General features: G+C 51.6%; 18 protein-coding genes. 9 read left to right on the top strand and 9 right to left on the bottom strand.

Annotation, left to right across the window (positions count from 1 at the left end; translation table 11 throughout):
* Positions 1 to 6 precede the first annotated feature (6 nt).
* The 4 genes from JT719_RS06245 to JT719_RS06260 form a co-directional block, all read right to left on the bottom strand.
* Positions 7 to 1,359: a Gfo/Idh/MocA family protein gene (locus tag JT719_RS06245; RefSeq protein WP_207431698.1), complete on the bottom strand. Its 1,353-nt coding sequence runs from the start codon at positions 1,357 to 1,359 to the stop codon at positions 7 to 9.
* 76 nt (positions 1,360 to 1,435) lie between these two features.
* The gene (locus JT719_RS06250; protein WP_207431700.1) at positions 1,436 to 1,906 is read right to left on the bottom strand and encodes a VOC family protein; all 471 of its coding nucleotides are present in this window, start codon (positions 1,904 to 1,906) and stop codon (positions 1,436 to 1,438) included.
* Between the two features lie 56 nt (positions 1,907 to 1,962).
* Positions 1,963 to 2,763 (bottom strand): 3-keto-disaccharide hydrolase, encoded by an 801-nt coding sequence (locus tag JT719_RS06255; RefSeq protein WP_341350744.1) that lies wholly within the window; start codon positions 2,761 to 2,763, stop codon positions 1,963 to 1,965.
* A gap of 24 nt (positions 2,764 to 2,787) precedes the next feature.
* A complete protein-coding gene (locus JT719_RS06260; protein ID WP_207431703.1) occupies positions 2,788 to 3,702 on the bottom strand; it encodes a sugar phosphate isomerase/epimerase family protein in 915 nt (304 codons plus the stop codon).
* A gap of 101 nt (positions 3,703 to 3,803) precedes the next feature.
* Here JT719_RS06260 and JT719_RS06265 point away from each other — a divergent pair, with 101 nt between their 5' ends.
* The 3 genes from JT719_RS06265 to JT719_RS06275 all read left to right on the top strand — a co-directional run bounded on the left by JT719_RS06265 (position 3,804) and on the right by JT719_RS06275 (position 7,781).
* Positions 3,804 to 4,700 carry a hypothetical protein gene (locus tag JT719_RS06265; RefSeq protein ID WP_207431705.1) on the top strand — a complete coding sequence of 299 codons (897 nt, stop codon included), beginning with the start codon at positions 3,804 to 3,806 and terminating at the stop codon, positions 4,698 to 4,700.
* A 378-nt stretch (positions 4,701 to 5,078) separates the two neighbouring features.
* Positions 5,079 to 6,659, top strand: a complete 1,581-nt coding sequence (locus JT719_RS06270) for a DUF4394 domain-containing protein (protein WP_207431707.1) — start codon at positions 5,079 to 5,081, stop codon at positions 6,657 to 6,659.
* A gap of 261 nt (positions 6,660 to 6,920) precedes the next feature.
* Positions 6,921 to 7,781, top strand: a complete 861-nt coding sequence (locus tag JT719_RS06275) for a bestrophin family protein (RefSeq protein WP_207431713.1) — start codon at positions 6,921 to 6,923, stop codon at positions 7,779 to 7,781.
* Between the two features lie 36 nt (positions 7,782 to 7,817).
* Here the strand turns inward: JT719_RS06275 and JT719_RS06280 are convergent, their stop codons facing one another.
* The 3 genes from JT719_RS06280 to JT719_RS06290 form a co-directional block, all read right to left on the bottom strand.
* Entirely contained in the window at positions 7,818 to 8,210 is a 393-nt protein-coding gene (locus tag JT719_RS06280; protein ID WP_207431715.1) for a hypothetical protein, read from the bottom strand.
* A complete protein-coding gene (locus JT719_RS06285; protein WP_207431717.1) occupies positions 8,191 to 8,688 on the bottom strand; it encodes a Panacea domain-containing protein in 498 nt (165 codons plus the stop codon). The genes JT719_RS06280 and JT719_RS06285 overlap by 20 nt, the downstream gene beginning before the upstream one ends.
* Positions 8,689 to 8,941: 253 nt before the next feature.
* On the bottom strand, positions 8,942 to 9,484 hold the full coding sequence (locus JT719_RS06290) for a GAF domain-containing protein (RefSeq protein WP_207431718.1): 543 nt from the start codon (positions 9,482 to 9,484) through the stop codon (positions 8,942 to 8,944).
* Between the two features lie 296 nt (positions 9,485 to 9,780).
* Here JT719_RS06290 and JT719_RS06295 point away from each other — a divergent pair, with 296 nt between their 5' ends.
* On the top strand, positions 9,781 to 11,124 hold the full coding sequence (locus JT719_RS06295; protein WP_207431727.1) for an ATP-binding protein: 1,344 nt from the start codon (positions 9,781 to 9,783) through the stop codon (positions 11,122 to 11,124).
* Positions 11,125 to 11,128: 4 nt separating this feature from the next.
* Positions 11,129 to 12,325, top strand: coding sequence for a tetratricopeptide repeat protein (locus JT719_RS06300; RefSeq protein WP_207431730.1), 1,197 nt, complete (start codon positions 11,129 to 11,131; stop codon positions 12,323 to 12,325).
* A 109-nt stretch (positions 12,326 to 12,434) separates the two neighbouring features.
* Here JT719_RS06300 and JT719_RS06305 read toward each other — a convergent pair whose 3' ends face one another.
* Together JT719_RS06305 and JT719_RS06310 are read right to left on the bottom strand one after the other, a co-directional pair.
* On the bottom strand, positions 12,435 to 12,971 hold the full coding sequence (locus JT719_RS06305; protein WP_207431732.1) for a YceI family protein: 537 nt from the start codon (positions 12,969 to 12,971) through the stop codon (positions 12,435 to 12,437).
* 203 nt (positions 12,972 to 13,174) lie between these two features.
* The gene (locus JT719_RS06310; protein WP_207431733.1) at positions 13,175 to 15,376 is read right to left on the bottom strand and encodes an FUSC family membrane protein; all 2,202 of its coding nucleotides are present in this window, start codon (positions 15,374 to 15,376) and stop codon (positions 13,175 to 13,177) included.
* 400 nt (positions 15,377 to 15,776) lie between these two features.
* Between JT719_RS06310 and JT719_RS06315 the strand changes: the two genes are divergently transcribed.
* The 4 genes from JT719_RS06315 to JT719_RS06330 all read left to right on the top strand — a co-directional run bounded on the left by JT719_RS06315 (position 15,777) and on the right by JT719_RS06330 (position 20,287).
* Entirely contained in the window at positions 15,777 to 16,775 is a 999-nt protein-coding gene (locus JT719_RS06315; RefSeq protein WP_207431734.1) for a YpdA family putative bacillithiol disulfide reductase, read from the top strand.
* A 394-nt stretch (positions 16,776 to 17,169) separates the two neighbouring features.
* The gene (locus tag JT719_RS06320) at positions 17,170 to 17,742 is read left to right on the top strand and encodes a TetR/AcrR family transcriptional regulator (RefSeq protein ID WP_207431735.1); all 573 of its coding nucleotides are present in this window, start codon (positions 17,170 to 17,172) and stop codon (positions 17,740 to 17,742) included.
* A gap of 35 nt (positions 17,743 to 17,777) precedes the next feature.
* Positions 17,778 to 19,112, top strand: coding sequence for a TolC family protein (locus tag JT719_RS06325; protein WP_207431736.1), 1,335 nt, complete (start codon positions 17,778 to 17,780; stop codon positions 19,110 to 19,112).
* A 29-nt stretch (positions 19,113 to 19,141) separates the two neighbouring features.
* Complete coding sequence (locus JT719_RS06330) at positions 19,142 to 20,287, top strand: efflux RND transporter periplasmic adaptor subunit (protein ID WP_207431737.1); 1,146 nt, start codon at positions 19,142 to 19,144, stop codon at positions 20,285 to 20,287.
* Positions 20,288 to 20,315: the final 28 nt, after the last annotated feature.

The raw sequence follows: 20,315 nt of genomic DNA on the forward strand, positions 1-20,315 counted from the left end.
ATTGAGTTAGCTTACAATTACCTCCTGCTTAGCATCATCAAAGGTGACGCGTTTGCCGGTTTGCATGGCTACGCGGGTCATGATGGTAGCAAGGGAATGGTTATAGCCCGCACGCACAGAGGCATTGGGCGTTTTACGGCTGCGTACGCATTCCATCCAGTTACGCATGTGCAGCGAGGTCATGGGGTCGCCTCCGGTGTTGGCATCGGTAGATACTTTTTCGGCACGGGTGGGCAGGGTATAGTTGGCCAGCAGGTTCGCCTTCATTCCCATTTCATTGGCCATGCTCTGGGTCAGGCCGCCTTCTGAGGTCACCTGGTTGGTGTCCAGGTTCAGCATACCGCCGTTTGAGTAGTACAGCTCTCTCACGCCGCCGGCACTGTTGGTGAACCGGGAAGTATACACTACCTGGAAGCCTTTTTTAGGGTCGTTTTGAGGCCCATAATCGAAAACTGCCGTCAAAGTATCCGGGTTTTCGCGGCCGTCCTGCCACAAATAGGTACCGCCGTTGGCTACCACACTGCGCGGATGCTCCAGGTCGGTGAACCAATGCACGGTATCAATCTGGTGCGACATCCACTGGCCCGGTATACCGGAAGAGTACGGCCAGAACAAACGGTACTCCAGGTACTTGCGCGGGTCCCAGGCTACTTTGGGGCGGTTCATCAGGAAGCGGTCCCAGTCGGTGTCTTCCTGCCGGATTTCGTTTACCAGCTTTGGCAAGCGCCAGCGGCCCGGCTGATTCACGTTCCAGCTCATTTCCACCATTTTAATGTCACCAAACTTGCCAGACCTGATGTATTCATTCGCTGAAATGTAGTTAGGGGCGCTGCGGCGCTGAGAACCTATCTGTACAATTTTACCGGATTCCTCTACAGCCTTCAGTATCGCACGGGCATCTTCCATTGTTTCGGCCAGCGGCTTCTCAATGTAGGCATCCTTGCCGTTACGCACTGCCTCCACTCCCATGAGGGCATGCTGGAAGTCGGCGGTACTGATGATTACGGCATCCAGGTTTTTAGAAGCGTACAGCTCATCGTTGTTGCGGTACTTCTTAATCTTACCACCCGACTTCTCTCTGATGAAGGCTTCTGCCTCATCGCGGCGACGGTTCCAAATGTCTGAAACTGACACAAACTCGAAGTTCAACTCCTTGGAATGGTTCATGAACGCCGGATATAACGAGTTCTTAAACCTGTTTGAAAAACCTACAATACCTACTTGTACGCGGTCATTGGCACCTAAAATTCTGCCGTAACTTTTGGCACTTATGCCCATGCCCATTAAAGAAAAGCCTAATGTTCCGAGCGCAGCTTTTTTGATAAAGTCCCGGCGGGAGTTGTGTTCATTGCATTCCATAGGTATTGCTGATTTAGGTTTTGAGTTTACACGTTCTTCAGGATGAAAGAGCACCTTTATCTAGTGCTATTGCTGATTAATACTCGTTGTTTATTTCCAGCCAGTAACCGTCTGGGTCCTGGATGTAAATCTGCTTCACGCCATCGGCCCGCACATTTATCTTATCGGGCACACCCTTTGAGTTGTAGTACCTGATGTTGTGTTGGCGGATGCGCTCCATAAAGGCATCAAGAGAGGGCACGCTGAAACAAAAATGGCGGGTGATGTCCTGATAAATCTCTTTGGGTGCGCCCTGTATCAGGTGCAGCTGGTAGGGGTCGCCTATGCTGAACCAATCGTGCAGGCCGTCTTTAAAAGGCTCTGGTATTTTTTTGAACTGCATCACCTGCTCGTAGAAAGCAGAACTCTTTTTCAGGTCATGCACGTGCAATGCAAGGTGGTTGAATCTGATGGCGGGTTTGTCTATAGCAGCAGTGGTTTGTGCCTGCGCAGGAGTTAGTTGGGTCATGAATAGGGCAATAAATACGAACTTGAGAAGTAGTTTCATGTGGCAGATGGTTAGCTTCCTGTCAGGGAAGCCCTATTCTGAAGTTCTGTTTTGTTTTACTTCGTATTCAGATTCAGGAGTTTGATGTTGCGGTACCGCACCTCGTCGCCGTGGTCCTGGAGCAGGATGTGGCCTTGCGGCGCTTCCCCAAATGCCTCAAATTTCTGGTACTTGCTGGCTGCCACCAAATCTCTGAACGCCTGGCTACCCCGCTCATACTCTACTACCTTTACCCCATTCAGCCAATGCTCCACGTGTTTGTTTTTGGAAACAATGCGCACTTTGTTCCACTCGCCAATGGGCATTACTTTCTTATTTCGGGCAGTAATCAGGTCGTAGAGCGAGCCAATGGTGCGGTTGCCGTCTTTTCCCATTTTAGCATCGGGGTGCAGTTCGTCGTCCAGAATCTGGAACTCCAAACCAATGGCTGAGCCCGGGCTTTTAGGCAAGCGCTCTGTTACAAAGTACTTGACACCGCTGTTGGCGCCCGGAGTTAATTTTGCCTCCAGGGTCAGTTCAAAGTTGTCGTATTGCTGTTCTGTGATGATGTCGCCCCCGTTTCTGGACTCACCGCCCCCCGATTTGAGCACGACCAGTTCGCCGTTTTCTATCTTCCAGCCTTGCTCGGGGAATGCATCTTTGTAGGCCCCCCGCCAGCCTTTGGTTGTCTTGCCGTCAAAGAGCAATTTCCAGCCTTCTTTTTTCTCCTTTTCGGTCAGGGTGTTATGGCTTTCAGGCGCTGTAATTCCTTCAGCAGTAGACGTTGCACTTGCTGTCATCTGCTGCTGGCTATTGCAGGCTACTACCGTTCCAAGTGCCATAGCGCCCATTACTATGTTTATTCTTAAGTTTTTCATTTTTGGCCTGTTTTTCAGAAATCGTTAAACTTTTACTCCTTTGGACCTCAGGTACGCATGGCTGATTTTAGCACACTCCAGCGGTGTTTTGTCCTTCTCAGGCACCGCATCTAACTCGATTATTCCCCAGCCTTTGAATTTGATTTCCTGAAGGGCCGCCAGCACATTTGGCAGGTTTACTTCTCCTTGCCCAAGCTCCACAAATTTGTACGCTTTGGGTCCTGCTTCCGGGGTCTGCCGCACGTCTTTCAGGTGCAAGGCCTTTATCCTGCTTTTATATTGTTTGATGGCCGCTTCCGGACTTCCTCCCCCCTGTTGGTAGTGCGCTATATCCAGCAGCAGGTTCACATATTTATCATCACAACTATCCATGATAACCGCTATCTCTTGGGGTGTTTCCCCTAGCTGGTGCATGTGGTTATGGTAGACCGTCTGCACCCCCAAGTCGAGCGTACGTTTGCCTATTTCGTTCAGCAGGCGGCCATAACTTTTCAGGTCGGTAGTGCTGGGGGCACCTTCTTTGGGACGTGAGGAATTGGTCACCTGCAGCATCTGTCCACCTAGTTTCTTCACGAAGGCAGCGTTCTCCAAATGCTGCTCAATGACAGCTTTGTCGTTGCCCGTGTTGATGTTGGCATTCCCACTGGAGAACATGCACAGTTCCAGTTTATGGGTTTTGAGAAGATCCAGCAGGACTTCAGGTTTATTCCCATATTCTTTAAAGGTGTTCGCGCGTAACTGTATGCCTTTAAAGCCCAGAGAGGAGATATCTTTGATGGCCTGTACATCGTTTCCGCCCCAGGTAATAGAGGCGTACCCTACTTTCATACCCGGCACCGAAGCGGCTCCGGCACTGCCTATAAAGGACAAAGCCGGAAGTGCCAGTGCTGCCACTCCTGCTTTTACAATAAACTCCCTGCGCGAAATTTCTGATGCCATAAAATGTAAAGGGAATAGTTACTTGAACGAACTAAGAAAAGCGGTTACAACTACAGACTGCAGTTATGCCCTTGAATATAGCAAAACAACGGGAACCACCAATGAACGACGGGCTTTCATGTACCTGGACATCATCTCCTGCTAAGAGAGCAATATTGAGTTTGTACCGGCACTGGAAATTATGCGCCGAAAACCACAAGGTTAAAGTAGAGTATATTAATTCAACCTACCCTTGCTACAGGTTGCCGCAATGTTCATTTTCAGGAAAACTTCTGGACCAGATGAAGCATTCTATCCACCTATGCCTTTTCCCCCTGTTAATAGCACTGATTTCAGGTTGTGGCTTACTTAGAAAGTCTGCTAAAGACGAATTTGTAGATGGGTATTATCGGCAGAGGTTTACCGGTAAAAAGCAACTTGTTTACGTGAACGTAGATGAGAATAAGGTTTTGGTTTACCCGGTACATTCCAAAGAAACCAGCCCTGAGCCAGACACCGCGAACGTTCTTGCATTTTACTCTGAAGAAAACCACTCCAAAGCTTTACCGGTGTCTATCTTCAGTAAAAAGAGCCTTGATCTCGATTTTCTTACTACTCCCTTGAAATACCGCTTTCCTACTGCCGGTATTCCCAGGCAACTGAACTCTAATCTGAATGGCTCCATCTATGTAGGAATGCGCACAGACCGGTATGTCTTGCACTACCATTCCACCCCTTTAAGAAAAGCAGAAAGGAGCATTACCCACCTGGGTTTTTCAGCGGGTCTTTTCAGTGGACTTGGAAATACCGCCATCAATCCTACTACTACACAAGATCAGGTTAACCAGGAATATGACGGCATTATCTGGTCTAAAGGTATAGCAGGTATTGTAGCCATTAATAACTTCACTGCGGGGCTAGCTCTTGGCTTTGATAATCTTCTGGATACCAACCGCAGGTATTGGGCCTACCAGTACAAGCCTTGGATAGGGCTTTCTTTTGGCCTGAACCTTAATTGATTCTCCTTCACCAAAAGCCTTTACTTTGTTTTCAAAGGCTGAAAGAGTTATTTGTCTTCATAACTTGCTCAAATTGAAGTTCAAAGCTGCTGCTGCCTGCTAGTAGGAACCTATCCTGTTATCTCTCCTCTACCTCTTGCTGTATGCAACAAAATATTAGTACAGGTAAAACGCTGTTGCTTAAGACCTCTTCTTTGATTTTGCCAGGAGCCTGCCTACCAGGCACTATGGTAAGCAGAAGAACTTCTGTTCATCCCTGAAAGCTCTACTTCTCTCTAACTGAAGGAAAATTGCAGCGAAAATTTCGTTGCCCATGTAAAATCCGGTGGTAATTCCAGGTCGTAGGTTCTGTCATTCAACCACATAAACCTATGAAATATGAAAAAGAATTATCGCTTTCAAGTATGGGTTTCGGGCCTGTTCTGCCTTTCTAGTCTTCTAACGTCCTGTTCAGAAGACGTACTGGAATCTAAAGACCATCTCAACGCTACGTCTAGCTTAGACGCAGTGGTGCAACGTGATGTGACCTTTTACGCCCTCACAGACAATAACCAACTGGTGAAGTATACCACTAGTGGCAAGGTACAGGAAGCAGGAGCAGTGAATATCACAGGCCTGAGAAGTGGTGAAAAACTCCTGGCCATTGACTTTCGGCCGGCTACCGGGCAGCTCTACGGGGTGAGCAACCAGAGTTACCTGTACGTGATCAACCAAAACACCGGAAGAGCTACCCAGGTGGGCACCATGCCTTTCTCGCCGGCCATAGACGGCACGAAGGTAGGGTTTGATTTCAACCCTACGGTAGACCGCATCCGGCTGGTGACGGATAAAAACCAAAACCTCAGACTTAACCCAGAAACGGGAGCTGTAGCAGCCACAGACGGAGCCCTGAACCCCGGCGACCCAGATGTGGTGGCGGTGGCCTATACCAACAGCATGGCAGGCGCTTCTTCTACTACCCTCTATGACATAGATGTAAAAAGCGATAAGCTGTATATTCAGAATCCGCCTAACGCCGGTACGCTGGTGGAAGTTGGTCGCCTGAACGTGCAGGCGGTGGGAGAAGGAGGCTTTGACATAGCCCCTGATAACTCGCTGGCCCTTGCCGTCCTGTTCGGGCGGGGCGGCGGAAGCGAGAACCAGAAAGAGGCTTCCAACGGAAACAAATACCGTTTCTACAGCATTGACCTGACCACCGGCAAAGCCATGAACCTGGGCAAAACAGCCCGTACCCTTCTGGGCATTGCCATTCCTACCAACCCGGTAGCCTATGGAGTAGATGCCAGCAACAATCTGCTCATCTTCAATCCGTACAATGCTTCCATGGTGGTCTCTAAAGCCATTACTGGCCTTAAACCCGGTGAACGAGTGTTGGGCATAGACATGCGTCCGGCTACTTCACAACTGTACGCGCTGGGCAGCACCAGCCAACTGTATACCGTGAACCTGGCATCGGGTGCCGCTAGCCCCGTAGGTACGCCGTTCACCCCTGCCTTGTCCGGGGAGTATTTCGGGTTTGATTTCAATCCTACCGTAGACAGAATTCGCGTAGTGAGCAATACCGGCCAGAACCTGCGCCTGAACCCGAACACCGGCACGGTAGCCATGGCAGACGTGATGCTCAACCCGGGTAGCCCAGCGGTAGACGCCAGCGCCTATACCAATAACTTCGCCGGGGCCACCACCACCGCGCTGTATAACATTGATTACAACACCGATGGTCTTTACCTGCAGAACCCGCCTAATGCCGGAACCCAGGTGTTCATTGGCAGCCTGGGAGTAGCAACCGGCCCCAATAACGGGTTTGACATTGGAGGCGTAAGCGGCACCGCGTTGGCTCTCCTGCAAACCGGCGGACAGTCCGGCATCTACCGCATCAACCTGAGTACCGGTAGCGCTACCCTGGTTTCTACCCTTTCTCAGACTCCGGTAAGCTTTGCCCTTGGGTTAGGCTTCTAAGTCATCTGATCCTTTTCTTACTTCCGGTTGGTCCTGTCCTACATTTTGGGCAGGACCAACTGATTTTAGTGGAGTAGCCAACAGGCTGCGATGTTTTGGGGCAGTTTTCAGGAAAACGGAGCTAAAATAGTGCTTGTAGCTTACCCTCAGTAACTTCCTGCAGCCATCAACAGAAAACAGGAAGCCAAGCTAAAACCTTTATATTTGAGGCACCTTTACAGCAGCGCGGGCCCTTTTTAACCGCTGCAGCGCTCCTCTCCTATGATCAATTACAATCCCAAAGACTGGTTTGTCTTCATTTTTCGCTTCTCCAGATCAGACACCTTCCGGCAGTTACTGCCGCTTTTATTTGCGGTTGGGGTTTATTCTGGGTTGGTAACGTACCTGGAGCTAAACTATCTGCAGGAAGAAGCGGCAAACCACCTTAAAAATGTGGGGTTGATGCACAGCGTGCTGGGGTTTGTGATTTCCCTTTTGTTGGTGTTCAGGACCAATACGGCGTATGACCGCTGGTGGGAAGGCCGCAAAGTATGGGGCAGTCTTACCAACTGTTCCCGCAATTTGGCCCTGAAACTGCAGGCCTGCCTCCAAGAGCCGGAAGACAAACTCTATTTCCGCCAGATGATTCCCAACTTCGCTTTTGCCCTGAAGAACCACCTGCGCGAGAACGAAGACTACCAGGAACTAGATTCTGTTTTGGACCTGAAAACGGAAAAACACCTCCCAAACCAAATCGCCAACGCTATCTTTTCAAAAGTAAATGACCTGCACCAAACCGGGGCCCTCTCTGCGGGGCAGCTGATGATTCTGGACCAGGAAATCAGGAACCTGACCGAGGTGACCGGCGCCAGTGAGCGCATCAAGAATACGCCTATCCCCTTCACCTACAGCGTCTTCATCAAGAAATTCATCTTCTTTTATGTCATGACGCTGCCGTTTGGGTGGGCTTTCAGCATGGGCTATTATGTGATTCCGATGGTGATGCTGGTCTTGTACGCCATGGCCAGCCTGGAATTGATAGCCGAGGAAATTGAGAACCCCTTCGGCTCTGATGATAATGATTTGCCGCTGGACCAGATCTGCGCCAACATCCGCAAGCACGTAGGCGAGTTGCTGGACTAAGCTTCTCTTCTCCCACCGTAAGGAAACCAACTCTGCCTACAAAGGCCCTGGCCCGTTCTCTATGTTCCTGGTAAGGTAGCGGGTAAGCAAACTTCCTACGGCCCCGGAACCGGCGTATTTGGCAAGGTTGTCCAGCAGTTGAATCTGTTCATTTTGCAGCCACTTCCACTCTTCAGAGGCTATGAGGTGGAAGCCCCGTACCCCAATACAGATAGCAATCACAATGCCCGCTACTATGATATTCCCTTGAATAGCCCAATGGATAATGGTTCTGGCCCCTTGTTCGCGGTGGTGCTCCCGGGTGCGGCGGTCTCTGGCAAACCACTCATCTTCTTCTTTGGCTTTTCTTAACCCAACCTGCGGTAACGGGGAAGCCTTTATGGCATTAAGATCAAGGTCTGAGGGGTTACTAGGCTGATTGGGCTGCATGCGGAGCGTTTACTAGCTTCTGATAATACTCCTTGATAAGGTTGTTAGGGATAATGACGTTGTTGTTATGCTTTCCTTGCGTGTCCCACACCATCTTCCAGGGTGTGTTATCCTGGTGGGTCATGGCAGATAGATCTACTCCGGTATACCGCCCATACACTTCCCAGATCTTTTCCAGGAACGGTACCAGTTCGGTATGGGTCAGGGCTACGGGTGCACTCTCGCCAGGATTAGGCCCCGGGGCCATTTGCCTGATGGGCTCGCCGCCAAAATCTTTGAAGCTGTAGTAAACGGAAGGAACCACGGGCCCGTATTTCCACGCTTCTACCGGTTCGCTTAGTAGCGGTTCACCAGCCAAAGCCAAATACCACCCGTGCGCAATGTAAACCAGTTTCACCAGTTTCATATTGGTTACGGGTTCGCCGGTGTCAAACGACTTTTTGATAAAGAAGTTGGCAATGGCGAGGGCATTTTCCATGGATGTAATCATTAGCTCTTAAAAATAACGACGGGCCAATTGAGAAAGTTTAGCCCAAAGGCGAACAAAAATATAATAATCTGCCTGGTAAAACAAAGCGTCTTCCAGAGTTTATTTCCTGAAAAGCAGAGGGATAGAGAAGTCATTTCTAAAAGGAGGCTGAAAATAACCCAAAGGGCTCCCGGCATGCAAAAGACAGAAGGCCTGAGGCATTTTTGCCCCAGGCCTTCTGTTCATTAACAGTATATGTTTCTTATGCCAGTGCCCCTTTGTTTTTCTGGGTGTACAGCCGGCATTTCCAAAGCTCCAGTTCATCCATGACCAGTTTGGCCATGTATTCTAAGGTAATCTGGTCATCCTTTGAGAACTCACGGGGTTCCTTGTCTAAAATGCAGACCGAGCCCAGGTTATAACCATCGTAGGTGGTTAAGGGAACTGCCGCGTAAAACCGTAGCCCAAACTGCCCTGCCACCAACGGATTGTTCAGAAGGCAAGGTTCTTTCAGGGTATCGGTGAAAACGGTGGCCTCGTTCCTGAGAATAGCCAATGAACACAGACTCATGCCCCTGTCTGCGCCGCTTTCGCCTTCCATGCCCACGTTCCCTTTAAACCATACTTTATCCTTGTCCACAAAAGATACCAGGGAAATAGGTACCTTGAACACATGGGCCGCCAGTGCGGCTATGTGCCTGAAAGGTCCTTCCGTATCTATCTCTAAAATCTGGTAATCATGTAATTTTTGAACCCGATCTGTCTCATTCTCGGGGATGATCTCCATACCAAACGTATTAGTCATTGCCATAGACGCTATACTCTCTCTTCTGACTCTAATCTCCTGTTGAATTCTGCTATACGAAAGGCACTCTACAGAGTTATCTATAAAATTAAAGTTAATAATAGAATATTTATATTATAGTATTTCCCACATATTTATTCTACGTGTTTCTTCCTCTCTTCCATGCCTTTAGCCAATCAGAAGTCAATCTTCCTCTGGTTAACAAAAATCGTTCCCTTTGAAATTTCTTACTCTGAACCCTTCTCAGCGATGAAATTTTTCTTGTACCTTCAAGGAGAGATAACAGAATTTCACGCATGAACCCATCGGAAGAAGCGGCCCTGCAAGGACTGCTGGAAGCACTTAGATTTTCCCCAGACAACGTGCCTTTGCGCAAACATATTGCTTCTATTTACACCAGCCTTAACCGTCTGGAAGAAGCCGAGGCACAGTTACTCCTTGGTTTGCAGCACGCGCCTCAGGACAATAGCCTGAAACTACTTCTGGCCGAGGCCTACTTTAAGCGCGGCAAATACTCGGCGGCCTTTGTAGTGGTAGAAGAGTTGCACACCACAGATTACAACCCCGCCGAAGTTAACCTGTTGCACGCCCGTCTTTTGCTAGCCACCCAGGAACCCACCGAGGCGCTGGAGCGGTACATGCTGGCTACGCAGCAAGACCCCACCGCGCAGGACGCTGAGTTGGAGAAGGAGATCACTGAACAGGCCCACCCCGGCTTATCAGAATTTGATTTCAAGGTACCCACCCAGGCTCCGGACCAAGGCATAAACAGCCACATTGAGAAGCCCACCATCAAGTTCCAGGACGTGGGCGGCATGGAGAAGGTGAAGGAGGAGATTGAGATGAAGATCATCCACCCCCTGAAGCACGCGGATCTCTACAAAGCCTACGGCAAGAAAATAGGCGGCGGTATTCTCATGTACGGCCCTCCTGGCTGCGGAAAAACCCTGCTGGCCCGCGCCACGGCCGGCGAGGTGAACGCTTCCTTTATTTCGGTGGGCATCAATGACATCCTGGATATGTGGATTGGCAATTCAGAGAAAAACCTGCACCAGGTCTTTGAACTGGCCCGCTCCCAGGCGCCTTGTGTGCTGTTTTTTGACGAGGTAGATGCCCTGGGTGCCTCCCGTACCGATATGCGCAAAAGCGGCGGTCGCCACCTCATCAACCAGTTCCTGTCAGAGCTGGATGGCGTGGAATACTCTAACGAAGGGGTTCTGATTCTGGCCGCCACCAACACGCCCTGGAACATGGACTCAGCGTTCCGCCGGCCGGGCCGCTTTGACCGCATTGTGTTCGTGACGCCGCCTGATCAGAAAGCCCGTCAGGCCATTCTGGATGTGCTTCTGCAAGACAAACCCACCCACAAGATCAACACCGAGGCCCTGGCCAAGAAGGCGAAAGAATTCTCCGGCGCTGATCTAAAGGCCGTGGTAGACGTAGCGGTGGAGATGAAACTGCGCGAGTCAATGAAAAAGGGCGTTGCGTTGCCCATTGAGCAGAATGATCTGACCAAAGCCCTGGACCAGGTGCGGCCCTCTACCAAAGAGTGGTTCAGCACGGCCCGTAATTACGCCTTGTACTCCAACGAAAACGGACTGTACGATGAAATTCTGGAGTATTTAGGCATTAAGAAATAACAACATGGAAGCCATCAACCAAAGCCGGGCGTTACTGCTCATTGAGCAGGGAAAATACAACCTGGCCGAAAAAGAACTGAGAAGGGCCTTGTCAGAGGACATCCACCATGGCCTGAACCACGCGTACCTGGCCCTGTGCCTGATCAACCAAAAGAAAGCGAAAGAAGCCCTAAAAGAAGCCCAGCTAGCCATTGCGGAGGAGCCGGATCTTGCCTTCGCCCACTATATCCTGAGCGCCATCTATTTTGAGGAAGGTCAGACAAAAGAAAGCGAAGCCGCCATCCGGGAAGCGCTGGACCTGGACCCGTATGAGGCTACATATTACCACTTGCTGGGCAACATTTATTTCACGCAAGGCAAATGGCAGAAAGCCCTGGAGTTAGCCCGCGAAGGCCTGGCCGTGGAGCCCGAGAACGTGAACTGTCTGAACCTGCAGGCCCGTGCCCTCAATCGCCTGGGTGAGAAGAACCTGGCTTCTGAAACCTTTACCCATGCTTTTCAGCAGGCCCCTGATAACTCTGAGACGCACACAAACCAAGGCTGGGTGTACCTGGAGCAGAACAAGCATAAACCGGCCTTGCAGCACTTCCAGGAGGCCCTGCGGCTGGACCCCACCTCTGAGTTCGCCCGGGAGGGACTGGTGGAAGCGCTCAAAGCCAAATACTGGATCTACCGCGCCTTTCTGCAGTTCAGCTACAAGGTTACTTCTATTGGAAACGGCGCGCGCTGGGGCCTGTACATTGGCATGATTCTGCTGGTGCGGGTGATGCCGCTGCTCCTGCCCTTTTACCTGATGCTGGTGTTTTTCACCTGGTTTTCAGATTTGATCTTCAATACGCTGCTCCGTTTCAACTCCTACGGCAGACAGGCCCTGAACAAGGAAGAAATCAACGGGTCTAACCTGTTTCTGGTCTTGTTTCTGGGCGGAATTACCTCACTAGTCGTAGGGATGACCCTTCCGCTGAAAGAGGCTTTTTCACTGGGTGCGGTGCTGTTGGGTCTGCTCTTTCCGGTGGCCGGCACCTTGCAGCTAGCCAACCGGAAAACCCGGCAGAAATCTACCTGGATCACCGTAGGCATAGCCGTACTAGGCTTGGCGGCCGTGGTTTGTACTATTCTGGGCCTTGCCCTCGGCGACACCTTATTGGGGGCTTTTTATGTGGCCGTTTTGGGGTATACCTGGGTGCGGCAAGCGCTCTAGTTCCTAAACCTTATACTCCGTTTTTAACTCAATTATCAGAAAATACCCCAAAAACAAAGCGGGAGCCGATACATCGGCTCCCGCTTTGTTTTTGAAGACGTGGGCAAACTTAGGCTTGCTTCACTAACTGGATTTCAGCGTTCAGACGGATGTCATCGCTCACTACCACGCTGCCGGCCTCGGTTACGGCGTTCCAGGTCAGGCCAAACTCTTTGCGGCTGATCTTACCGTTAACCGTGAAACCGGCTTTGGTCTGGCTGTAAGGGTCTACCACAATGCCGCCAAATTCTACGTTCACGGTCACGGGTTTGGTAGTGCCTTTGATGGTAAGGTCGCCGTGTAACAGGGCGGAGTCTTCGCCGGTTTTCTCGTAGCGGTTGCCCACAAATCTGATTTCGGCGTGGGTTTCGGCCTCAAAGAAATCCGGGGATTTCAGGTGCGTGTCGCGCTGCTCGTTGTTGGTGTTGATGGAGTTGACATCGGCGGTGAACACCACGCTGGAAGCCGTAGAGAAATCATCGCTTTCGGTTTCCACTTCCACGTTGAAGCTCTGGAAATAACCAGTTACCGTGGTGATCATGAGGTGCTTCACTTTGAACTGTACTTCGCTGTGCATCGGGTCAAGAACCCATTTGATAGTTGCCATAGGGGTATGTAGGGGTTAAACAGAATTTTAACTTAAGGTGGGGAGTACGGAATGTCCTCTTCCCGGGTTGGATTTCAAAAGCTACATTTAATGTAGCTACATAAATATAGATTTTCTGTTACACCTCCAAACCGGGTTTCTGTTTCTAAGCTCTTTTCAGGAAAACATGCGGGAAATGAAGCCCCTGCTTTATGGGTCCGTAGCTACGAATTTGAAACTGCGGTTTGCGTCTTCTCTGAGGGGCTGGGTTTTACTTTCACTTCCAGGATCTCGGTGGTCAGTTTCTGGATATCGGCGCACATTTTCCGGATGAACTCCAGCTGCTCGTTCAGTAACTGATCTTCTCCGGTAAGGGTAGCCGCCGTCTCGGCCGGGGTTTCGGGCTTCTCCAGGTCAGCTTCGGGCACCTGGTACGCGGGATCAATGAGCCGGATGGCTTCTGACAGGGAAATCTGCGCTCGCCGGATGGGTTTGAGGAAAGCCCTGGAACAAACCTGGCTCCCGCCGGCCATCCGCTCAGACACCACGTTGGCAATGAAAGAAGAAAGCACGTGGTTAAGCACCACAAATTCATACACCTGCTGGCTGTTCAATTGCTTACTCTTAGGCTCGGCAGCCATGCGCTGGAACGCCGCCGATAGGTTCGCCGATTTCACATACACCTCTTTGCGGGCCAGTTTGTACTGCACCTCGGTGATGGCTTTCCCGGCCAGCCCACCGGCCAGTACCTGAAGATACCTGAGGTTAGCCGCCAGCACATCCTTCGCAAACGTTCTCACCTGCTTTGATTCCCAGTTTGGAAACACAAAATAGGTAGCCGCAAACGCAATGGCGCAGCCCACCAGGGTATCCACCACCCGTTCCTCCACAATGGCCAGGCTTCCGCCGCCCAGGAAACTGAACAGAATGAGCATGAAAGGAGTCATGAGCGTGACACTGAGCACGTAGTTGATGCGCTGCACACTGTAGAAACTAGCCATGAACAGCAGCATGAACAGAAACTGCACCGTCTCGTTGCGCACCAGATACAAGATGAGCAACCCAATGGCTCCGCCTACCACCGTTCCAATGATGCGTTCCTTGTTCCGCTGCTTGGTGAGGCTGAACGCCGGTTTCAGGATGACCACCACCGTAAGCAATACCCAGTAACTGTGCTGCCCGTACGGGTACAGCTTGGTGAGGGCGTACGCGAACAACGACACCAGGGCTACCCGCAGAGAGAACCGGAAAATGGAAGAATTGAACGTGAGGTTATCCAGAAAAAGCCGGGGCGAGTAGTTCTGCCGGTTGACAAACAGGCCGTATTCTTTGGTGTGGCGCTGAATGGCGGTACGGGTGGCATCTGCGTTGTAGTAAGACAGAATATCGGAAAGCCGCTGCGAAATGGTCCTGATGTTCACCAGAATCTTCTTCAAAACCAGCGTACTGGTTTCCTCCAGTTGCCCGCTCAGCGCATCAATGTCTTTCTTGAGCTGCTCTGTCTTCTCCTGAAAGTTGATCTGGTTGGCATGTTTCAGGTTGGCCTGCATGGCAAACCCGATGTTGTCCAGTTCATCGGCCAGGCTCTCAATCAGAGTGGCAATCTGGCCCAGAATACCGGTATGGCCAAACTTCTCCTGGATGGTGGCATAGTCATAGTGGATGGCGGTCACCTGCTCATAGAGGTCTACCAGATCCACGAAGGTCATCACCAGGCGGCGGCCCGTATCGGTGGATTCCTGCACAATCTGGCGGGTTTTGAAGAGAATCTCGCGTACGGCATCCTGTTTCTCGCTCACCAGAATCTGCTGTGACACCAGTTTGCGGTACTCTCCCGTAAGATCGGGCTGATGGCGGTAAAAAGAGGCTTTGATCCGGATGAAGCGGGCAATTTCCAGTATGCATTCGCCCAGCGCCTGTTGCGCCGCCCGGTACGGCATGATCTTGAACGACAGCAGGCTCAGGAGCAGATACCAGATACCGCCCGCCATCACCAGCAGACTGTGCACCAGAACCTGAAGGGGCTCCATTGGCCGGTCCATGGACAGGATCATGACCAGCAACCCCGCCAGGCCAATGAGCGAGGCCCGCATGCCGTATACCTGCAGCATGGAGAAAAGAAAAGAAAACAAGAAGATCTCCAACCCCAGGGTAACCACATGCATGTGCGCAAACCCGGTCACCACTGCCGCCAGCGTACACACGCCAATGCACACCAACATGCCGTTGCGCCGGTGCACCGCTGGTCCGGGCGAATCGGCGAGGCTGGTGCCCAGGGCTCCCAGGGAGATGGTGATGCCCGTCTGCAACTGGCCAAGGTAGGAGAACAGCAAAGCCGGCAACAGCACCCCAATGGTGATGCGGATGCCATCAGAGAAGTTCTGACTGTAAAAAAAAGCTTGTAACTCCCGAACCTTCCTGTTCATTCTTAAATGAGTGAATGCGTGATTGTGTGAATGACTGGTTAAAAATAACAAGTTCCTGGCAGGTATTGGCTTTCCTCTGTTGGGATTCCCTTTCCTCATGCCTCTTTGTTTTAAAGCCGGTTTCACCAAAACAGGCCTAAAACGGTACGTACATACCAGCCCCTTAACGTAAGTTGAAGGAAACAGGATCAGGCGTGGAAAGAACATCGGGCCGGTTCTTGACGTTTTAAGCCTGAATTTCAGTAAGTAAGCCTAAAACAATTATTTGCGTAAGTACCGTAGCCAATTTCACCGGCAACGCATCAGTTACTATGGTGAGGCCAGCCTCGTAAACCCTTCATTTGCTCATTCGCTCAAGCACACATTCACTCATTCAAAAATCACTCCTTACCTTTACGGCATGCGTACTCCTTCAGAAGTTGACATTTTGGTAATTGGGGCGGGCCCCATTGGGCTGACCTGCGGTATTGAAGCCCAGAAAGCGGGTCTCTCTTACGTGATCATTGACAAAGGCGCCCTGGTGAACTCGCTTTATAATTACCCCGTGACCATGACCTTTTTCTCTACCTCGGAGAAACTGGAGATTGGCGGCGTTCCTTTTATCTCAGATAACCCCAAGCCCCGGCGCAACGAGGCCCTGGAGTATTACCGCCGCGTCACGCTCAAGTTCAACCTCCACGTGCGCCTCTTTGAAGAGGTACTCTCTGTGCAGAAAACCGATGACCGGTTTACCGTACAGACCGCCAAAGGCACCTACCTGGCCCGCAAAGTGATTGTGTCTACCGGCTTTTATGATTTACCGGCCCTCATGGACATTCCCGGCGAAGAACTGCCGCACGTAACGCATTACTACAAAGACCCGCATTACTACGCCCTGCAGAAGGTAGTGGTGGTGGGTGCCAGCAATTCCTCCGTAGATGCCGCCCTGGAAACCTACCGCAAAGGTGCCGAGGTGACCATGGTGGTGCGTGGCCCCGAGATTGGCCGCCGGGTGAAGTACTGGGTACGCCCAGATATTGAGAACCGCATTAAGGAAGGCAGCATTAAGGCGCACTTCAATTCCTGTATCACCGCCATTCGGCCGGGCGAGGTGGATATCAACACCCCTGATGGCCCTATCACCATTGAGAACGACTTTGTGCTGGCGCTTACCGGCTATAAACCCAACTTTGACCTGCTGCGCAAGTTTGGGGTGGAGTTGTCACCGGATGATAAGTTGTATCCGCAGCACAACACCCAGACCATGGAAACCAACCAGCCCGGTCTGTACCTGGCGGGCGTGGTCTGCGGCGGCATGGATACGCACCTGTGGTTCATTGAGAACTCCCGCGACCACGCCGAGAAGATTGTGCAGCACATTCTGGAGCAAGACAGAAAAGACCAGCTGGTACCGGTTTAGCGGCTGTTTTTCAGAAATTATCCTTAAAACGCAGGCAACAAGCGCTGTTCTGGTTCTCTTTTGGAGAGACAGAATTGGCGCTTTTTGCTTTGTGGCAGACTTTTCACCTCCCGCGGCAGAGAAAAACAGGTACAATTTTTCTGCGTTCTTCTCTGACAGCACCAGCCCTTTCCTCCTCCAACTTTCTCAATTTCAAAACTTTAACTGGTTTCCCAAGAGAAACCACCCTCCTATTTTCAGCATAACTTCCTGTTTTACAGACCGTAACCTTCAATTCAGTCTGTCCACTTTTAGCCAGAGATTGAATGGAACATATAAAACCTTGGATTGTCTTGCCGGATCTCCTTTACTTTGCGCGACCGAATGAACGTTCAATAGAAAGAAAAGATAAGAGTTGGAGATTATTGCAGACAAGAAAAAAGCAATTCTGGAGAGCACCTTAAAGCTGATCAAGGAGAATGGCTTCCATGGCACGCCCATGAGCCAGGTAGCCAAAAAAGCGGGCGTAGCGGCCGGCACCATCTACCATTACTTTGACAGCAAAGATACGCTCATCATGGAACTGTACACCTATACCCAACACCGCCTGCTGGACGCCATCCTGGCAAACAGCCACGAGGGCATGGACTACAAGGCCCAGTTCTTCAATTACTGGATCAGCCGGTGCAAGTTCTATATCCAGAATCCGGATGTGCTCTTCTTCATGGAGCAGTTCGTGAATTCGCCGTATTACAACCGTTTTTCCAAAGAGCAGGACGAACGCTTCCAGAAAGAAGTGTTCCAGTTCATTGCGTCTGGTGTGGAGAGAGGAATCCTTCGCCCCATGAACCAGCGCCTCATGTGCATCATGATCCATAGCAGCGCGCATTCTGCCGCCAAGGTACACTTGTTAGACCGGGTTACCCTCACTGATGAAGAACTGCAGCAATTGGCCCAAATGGTTTGGGACGGCGTCAAGTCAAATTAATATCCCCTGTTCAATACCTGTAACACAAATTCCCAATGAAGAGAGTTAAGCTTCTCGTGTCAGTGATCCTGGGGTACCTGCTGGTACCTTTGGGGGCCATGGCACAAGGCAGCGGTGAAACCCCGCCCGTCAACGGCACCCTCACCCTGCAACAATGCGTACAGTACGCGCTCCAGAACCAGGCCGAAGTGCAACAAGCCCAATTAGATGAGGAAATTGGCGAACGGCAGATCCGGGCGCAGTTGTCTGGCTGGCTCCCGCAGGTGTCGGCGCAGTTTGCGGCGGCGCACAACATCCAGCGCCAGCGCAGCGTGTTTGGTGACCAGGTGATCACCATCGGGCAGAAATACACCTCCAACATTCTGTTCCAGGCCAACCAAACCATTTACAGCAATGACCTGCTGCTGGCCTCCAGAGCCGCGCGGTTCACGCGGTTGTCACTGGATCAGAACACCCAGGCCACCAAGATCAACACAGTGGTAGATGTGAGCAAGGCGTTCTTCAACGTGCTGTTAACCCAGGAGCAACTCCGGATTCTGGACGAGAACATCGCCCGCCAGGAAAAGCAGTACCGCGATGCCCGCGCCCAGTATGAGCAGGGTCTGGTAGACAAAACCGATTACCAGCGCGCCAGCATTACCCTGGCCAGCATCAGGGCAGACCGCAAACGGGCGCAGGAAAACATCACCGCCAGAACCGCGCTGTTGAAGGAGTTGATGGGCTTGCCGGTGAATTCTAACATCCAGCTGGCCTATGACTATGCCCAGATGCAGCAGAACATCCTGATTGACACCACACAACAGGTAACGTTCACAAACCGGGTAGAGTACCAACAGCTTCAGACGCAGCGGCAGATCCAGGTGCTGAACACCCGGTATTACCAGTACGGCTTCCTGCCTACGGCCTCGGCGTACGCAAACTATAACCCGCTTTTCTTCAGCTCCACGGTGTCTGACCTGTACAGCACGGCGTACCCCACCTCGCAGGTAGGTCTGCAGGTGAGCGTTCCTATTTTCCAGGGTGGCCGCAGACTGCAGAACGTGCGCATTTCCAAGCTGCGCGAAGATCGCCTGAACATTGATCTGGTCAACATCCAGCGCCGCATCAACACCGAGTTTGAAACCGCCCTGGCCAACTACAAGAGCGATTACAACGACTGGCTCACGCTGCAAAACAATCTGGAGCTGGCCCAGGATGTCTATAACGTGATCAGGCTGCAGTACAACGAGGGCATCAAGGCCTACGTGGACCTGATTGTGGCCGAAACCGACCTCCGCACCGCGCAAATCAATTATTACAACGCCCTTTACAACGTCCTTTCCAGCAAACTGGACGTGCAGCGCGCCCTGGGCACCATAGAAGTTAATTAACCTTCCAGAACTGAAAATCACCTGAAATAATGAAAAAACACTTATCCCCACTGGTAGCTTCTGCCTTTTTTGCGGCCGTGCTGGTTTCCTGCGGCAAAAAGGAAGCAGCCCCCCAAGGCCCTATGATGGGTGGTCCGGTTGCTGTGAATACCTACACCGTTACCGAAGAACGCGTCATGGGCACTGATACCTACCCCGGCACCGTGGTACCGCTGAATGAAGTGGAACTGCGCCCGCAGGTGAGTGGCTACATCACCCAGATTTATGTGAAAGACGGCCAGCGCGTGACCAAAGGCCAGAAACTGTACGAGATTGACCGCACCAAATACCAGGCGGCGTATCGGCAGGCCCAGGCCAACGTGCGCAGCGCCCAGGCTAACCTAAACCGGGTACAGAAAGACTTGGAGCGTTATGAGAACCTGGCCAAGCAAGACGCCATTGCCCGCCAGCGCGTAGATTATGCTCGCGCCGATGTGGAGACCGCCCGCGCTCAGGTAGCGGTGGCCCGTGCCCAGGTGGCCAGCGCCGGTACAGACTTAGGCTATTCCGTGATTACGGCTCCGTTCAGCGGTACCATTGGTATCTCCCAGGTACGCGTGGGTTCGCAGGTTAGCCCCGGCCAGACGTTGCTCAACACCATCTCTTCTGAAGGCCCGACCGGCATTGATTTCGTGATCAACGAGCAGGAACTGCCCCGTTTTAACAGATTAAAACAAGGCAACCAGCCAGATTCGCTTTTCACCCTGACCTTAGCCGATGGCTCCCGCTATCCGCATACGGGCAAGTTATCGGCCATTGACCGCGCCGTGGGTCTGCAGAGTGGTACCATTACCGTGCGCCTGAGCTTCCCTAACCCTAACCGCCAGTTGGTGGCCGGTATGACCGTGAGCGTGAATGTGCTTAACCAGGACATAGGCCACCAGGTGACGCTACCGTTCAAAGCCGTGACCGAGCAATTGGGTGAGTACTTTGTGTACAAAGTGCAGGGCGATTCTGTACAGCAGCAGAACGTGCAGTTAGGTACCCGCTTCCAGGACAAGATCGTAGCCCGCGAAGGCCTTGAGGCCGGTGATGTGATTGTGGTAGAAGGCATCCAGAAACTGCGCCAGGGAGCTAAAATCCAGGTGGGCGCACCACAGGCCGCCGGAGGTGCCCCTGCCGCCGGAGCCAGATAATAACGTTTAAAGCAGCTTTTTCAGAAAG

It is taken from the genome of Sabulibacter ruber (assembly GCF_017355955.1).
GTDB classification, from domain to species: Bacteria; Bacteroidota; Bacteroidia; order Cytophagales; family Hymenobacteraceae; genus Nibribacter; species Nibribacter ruber_A.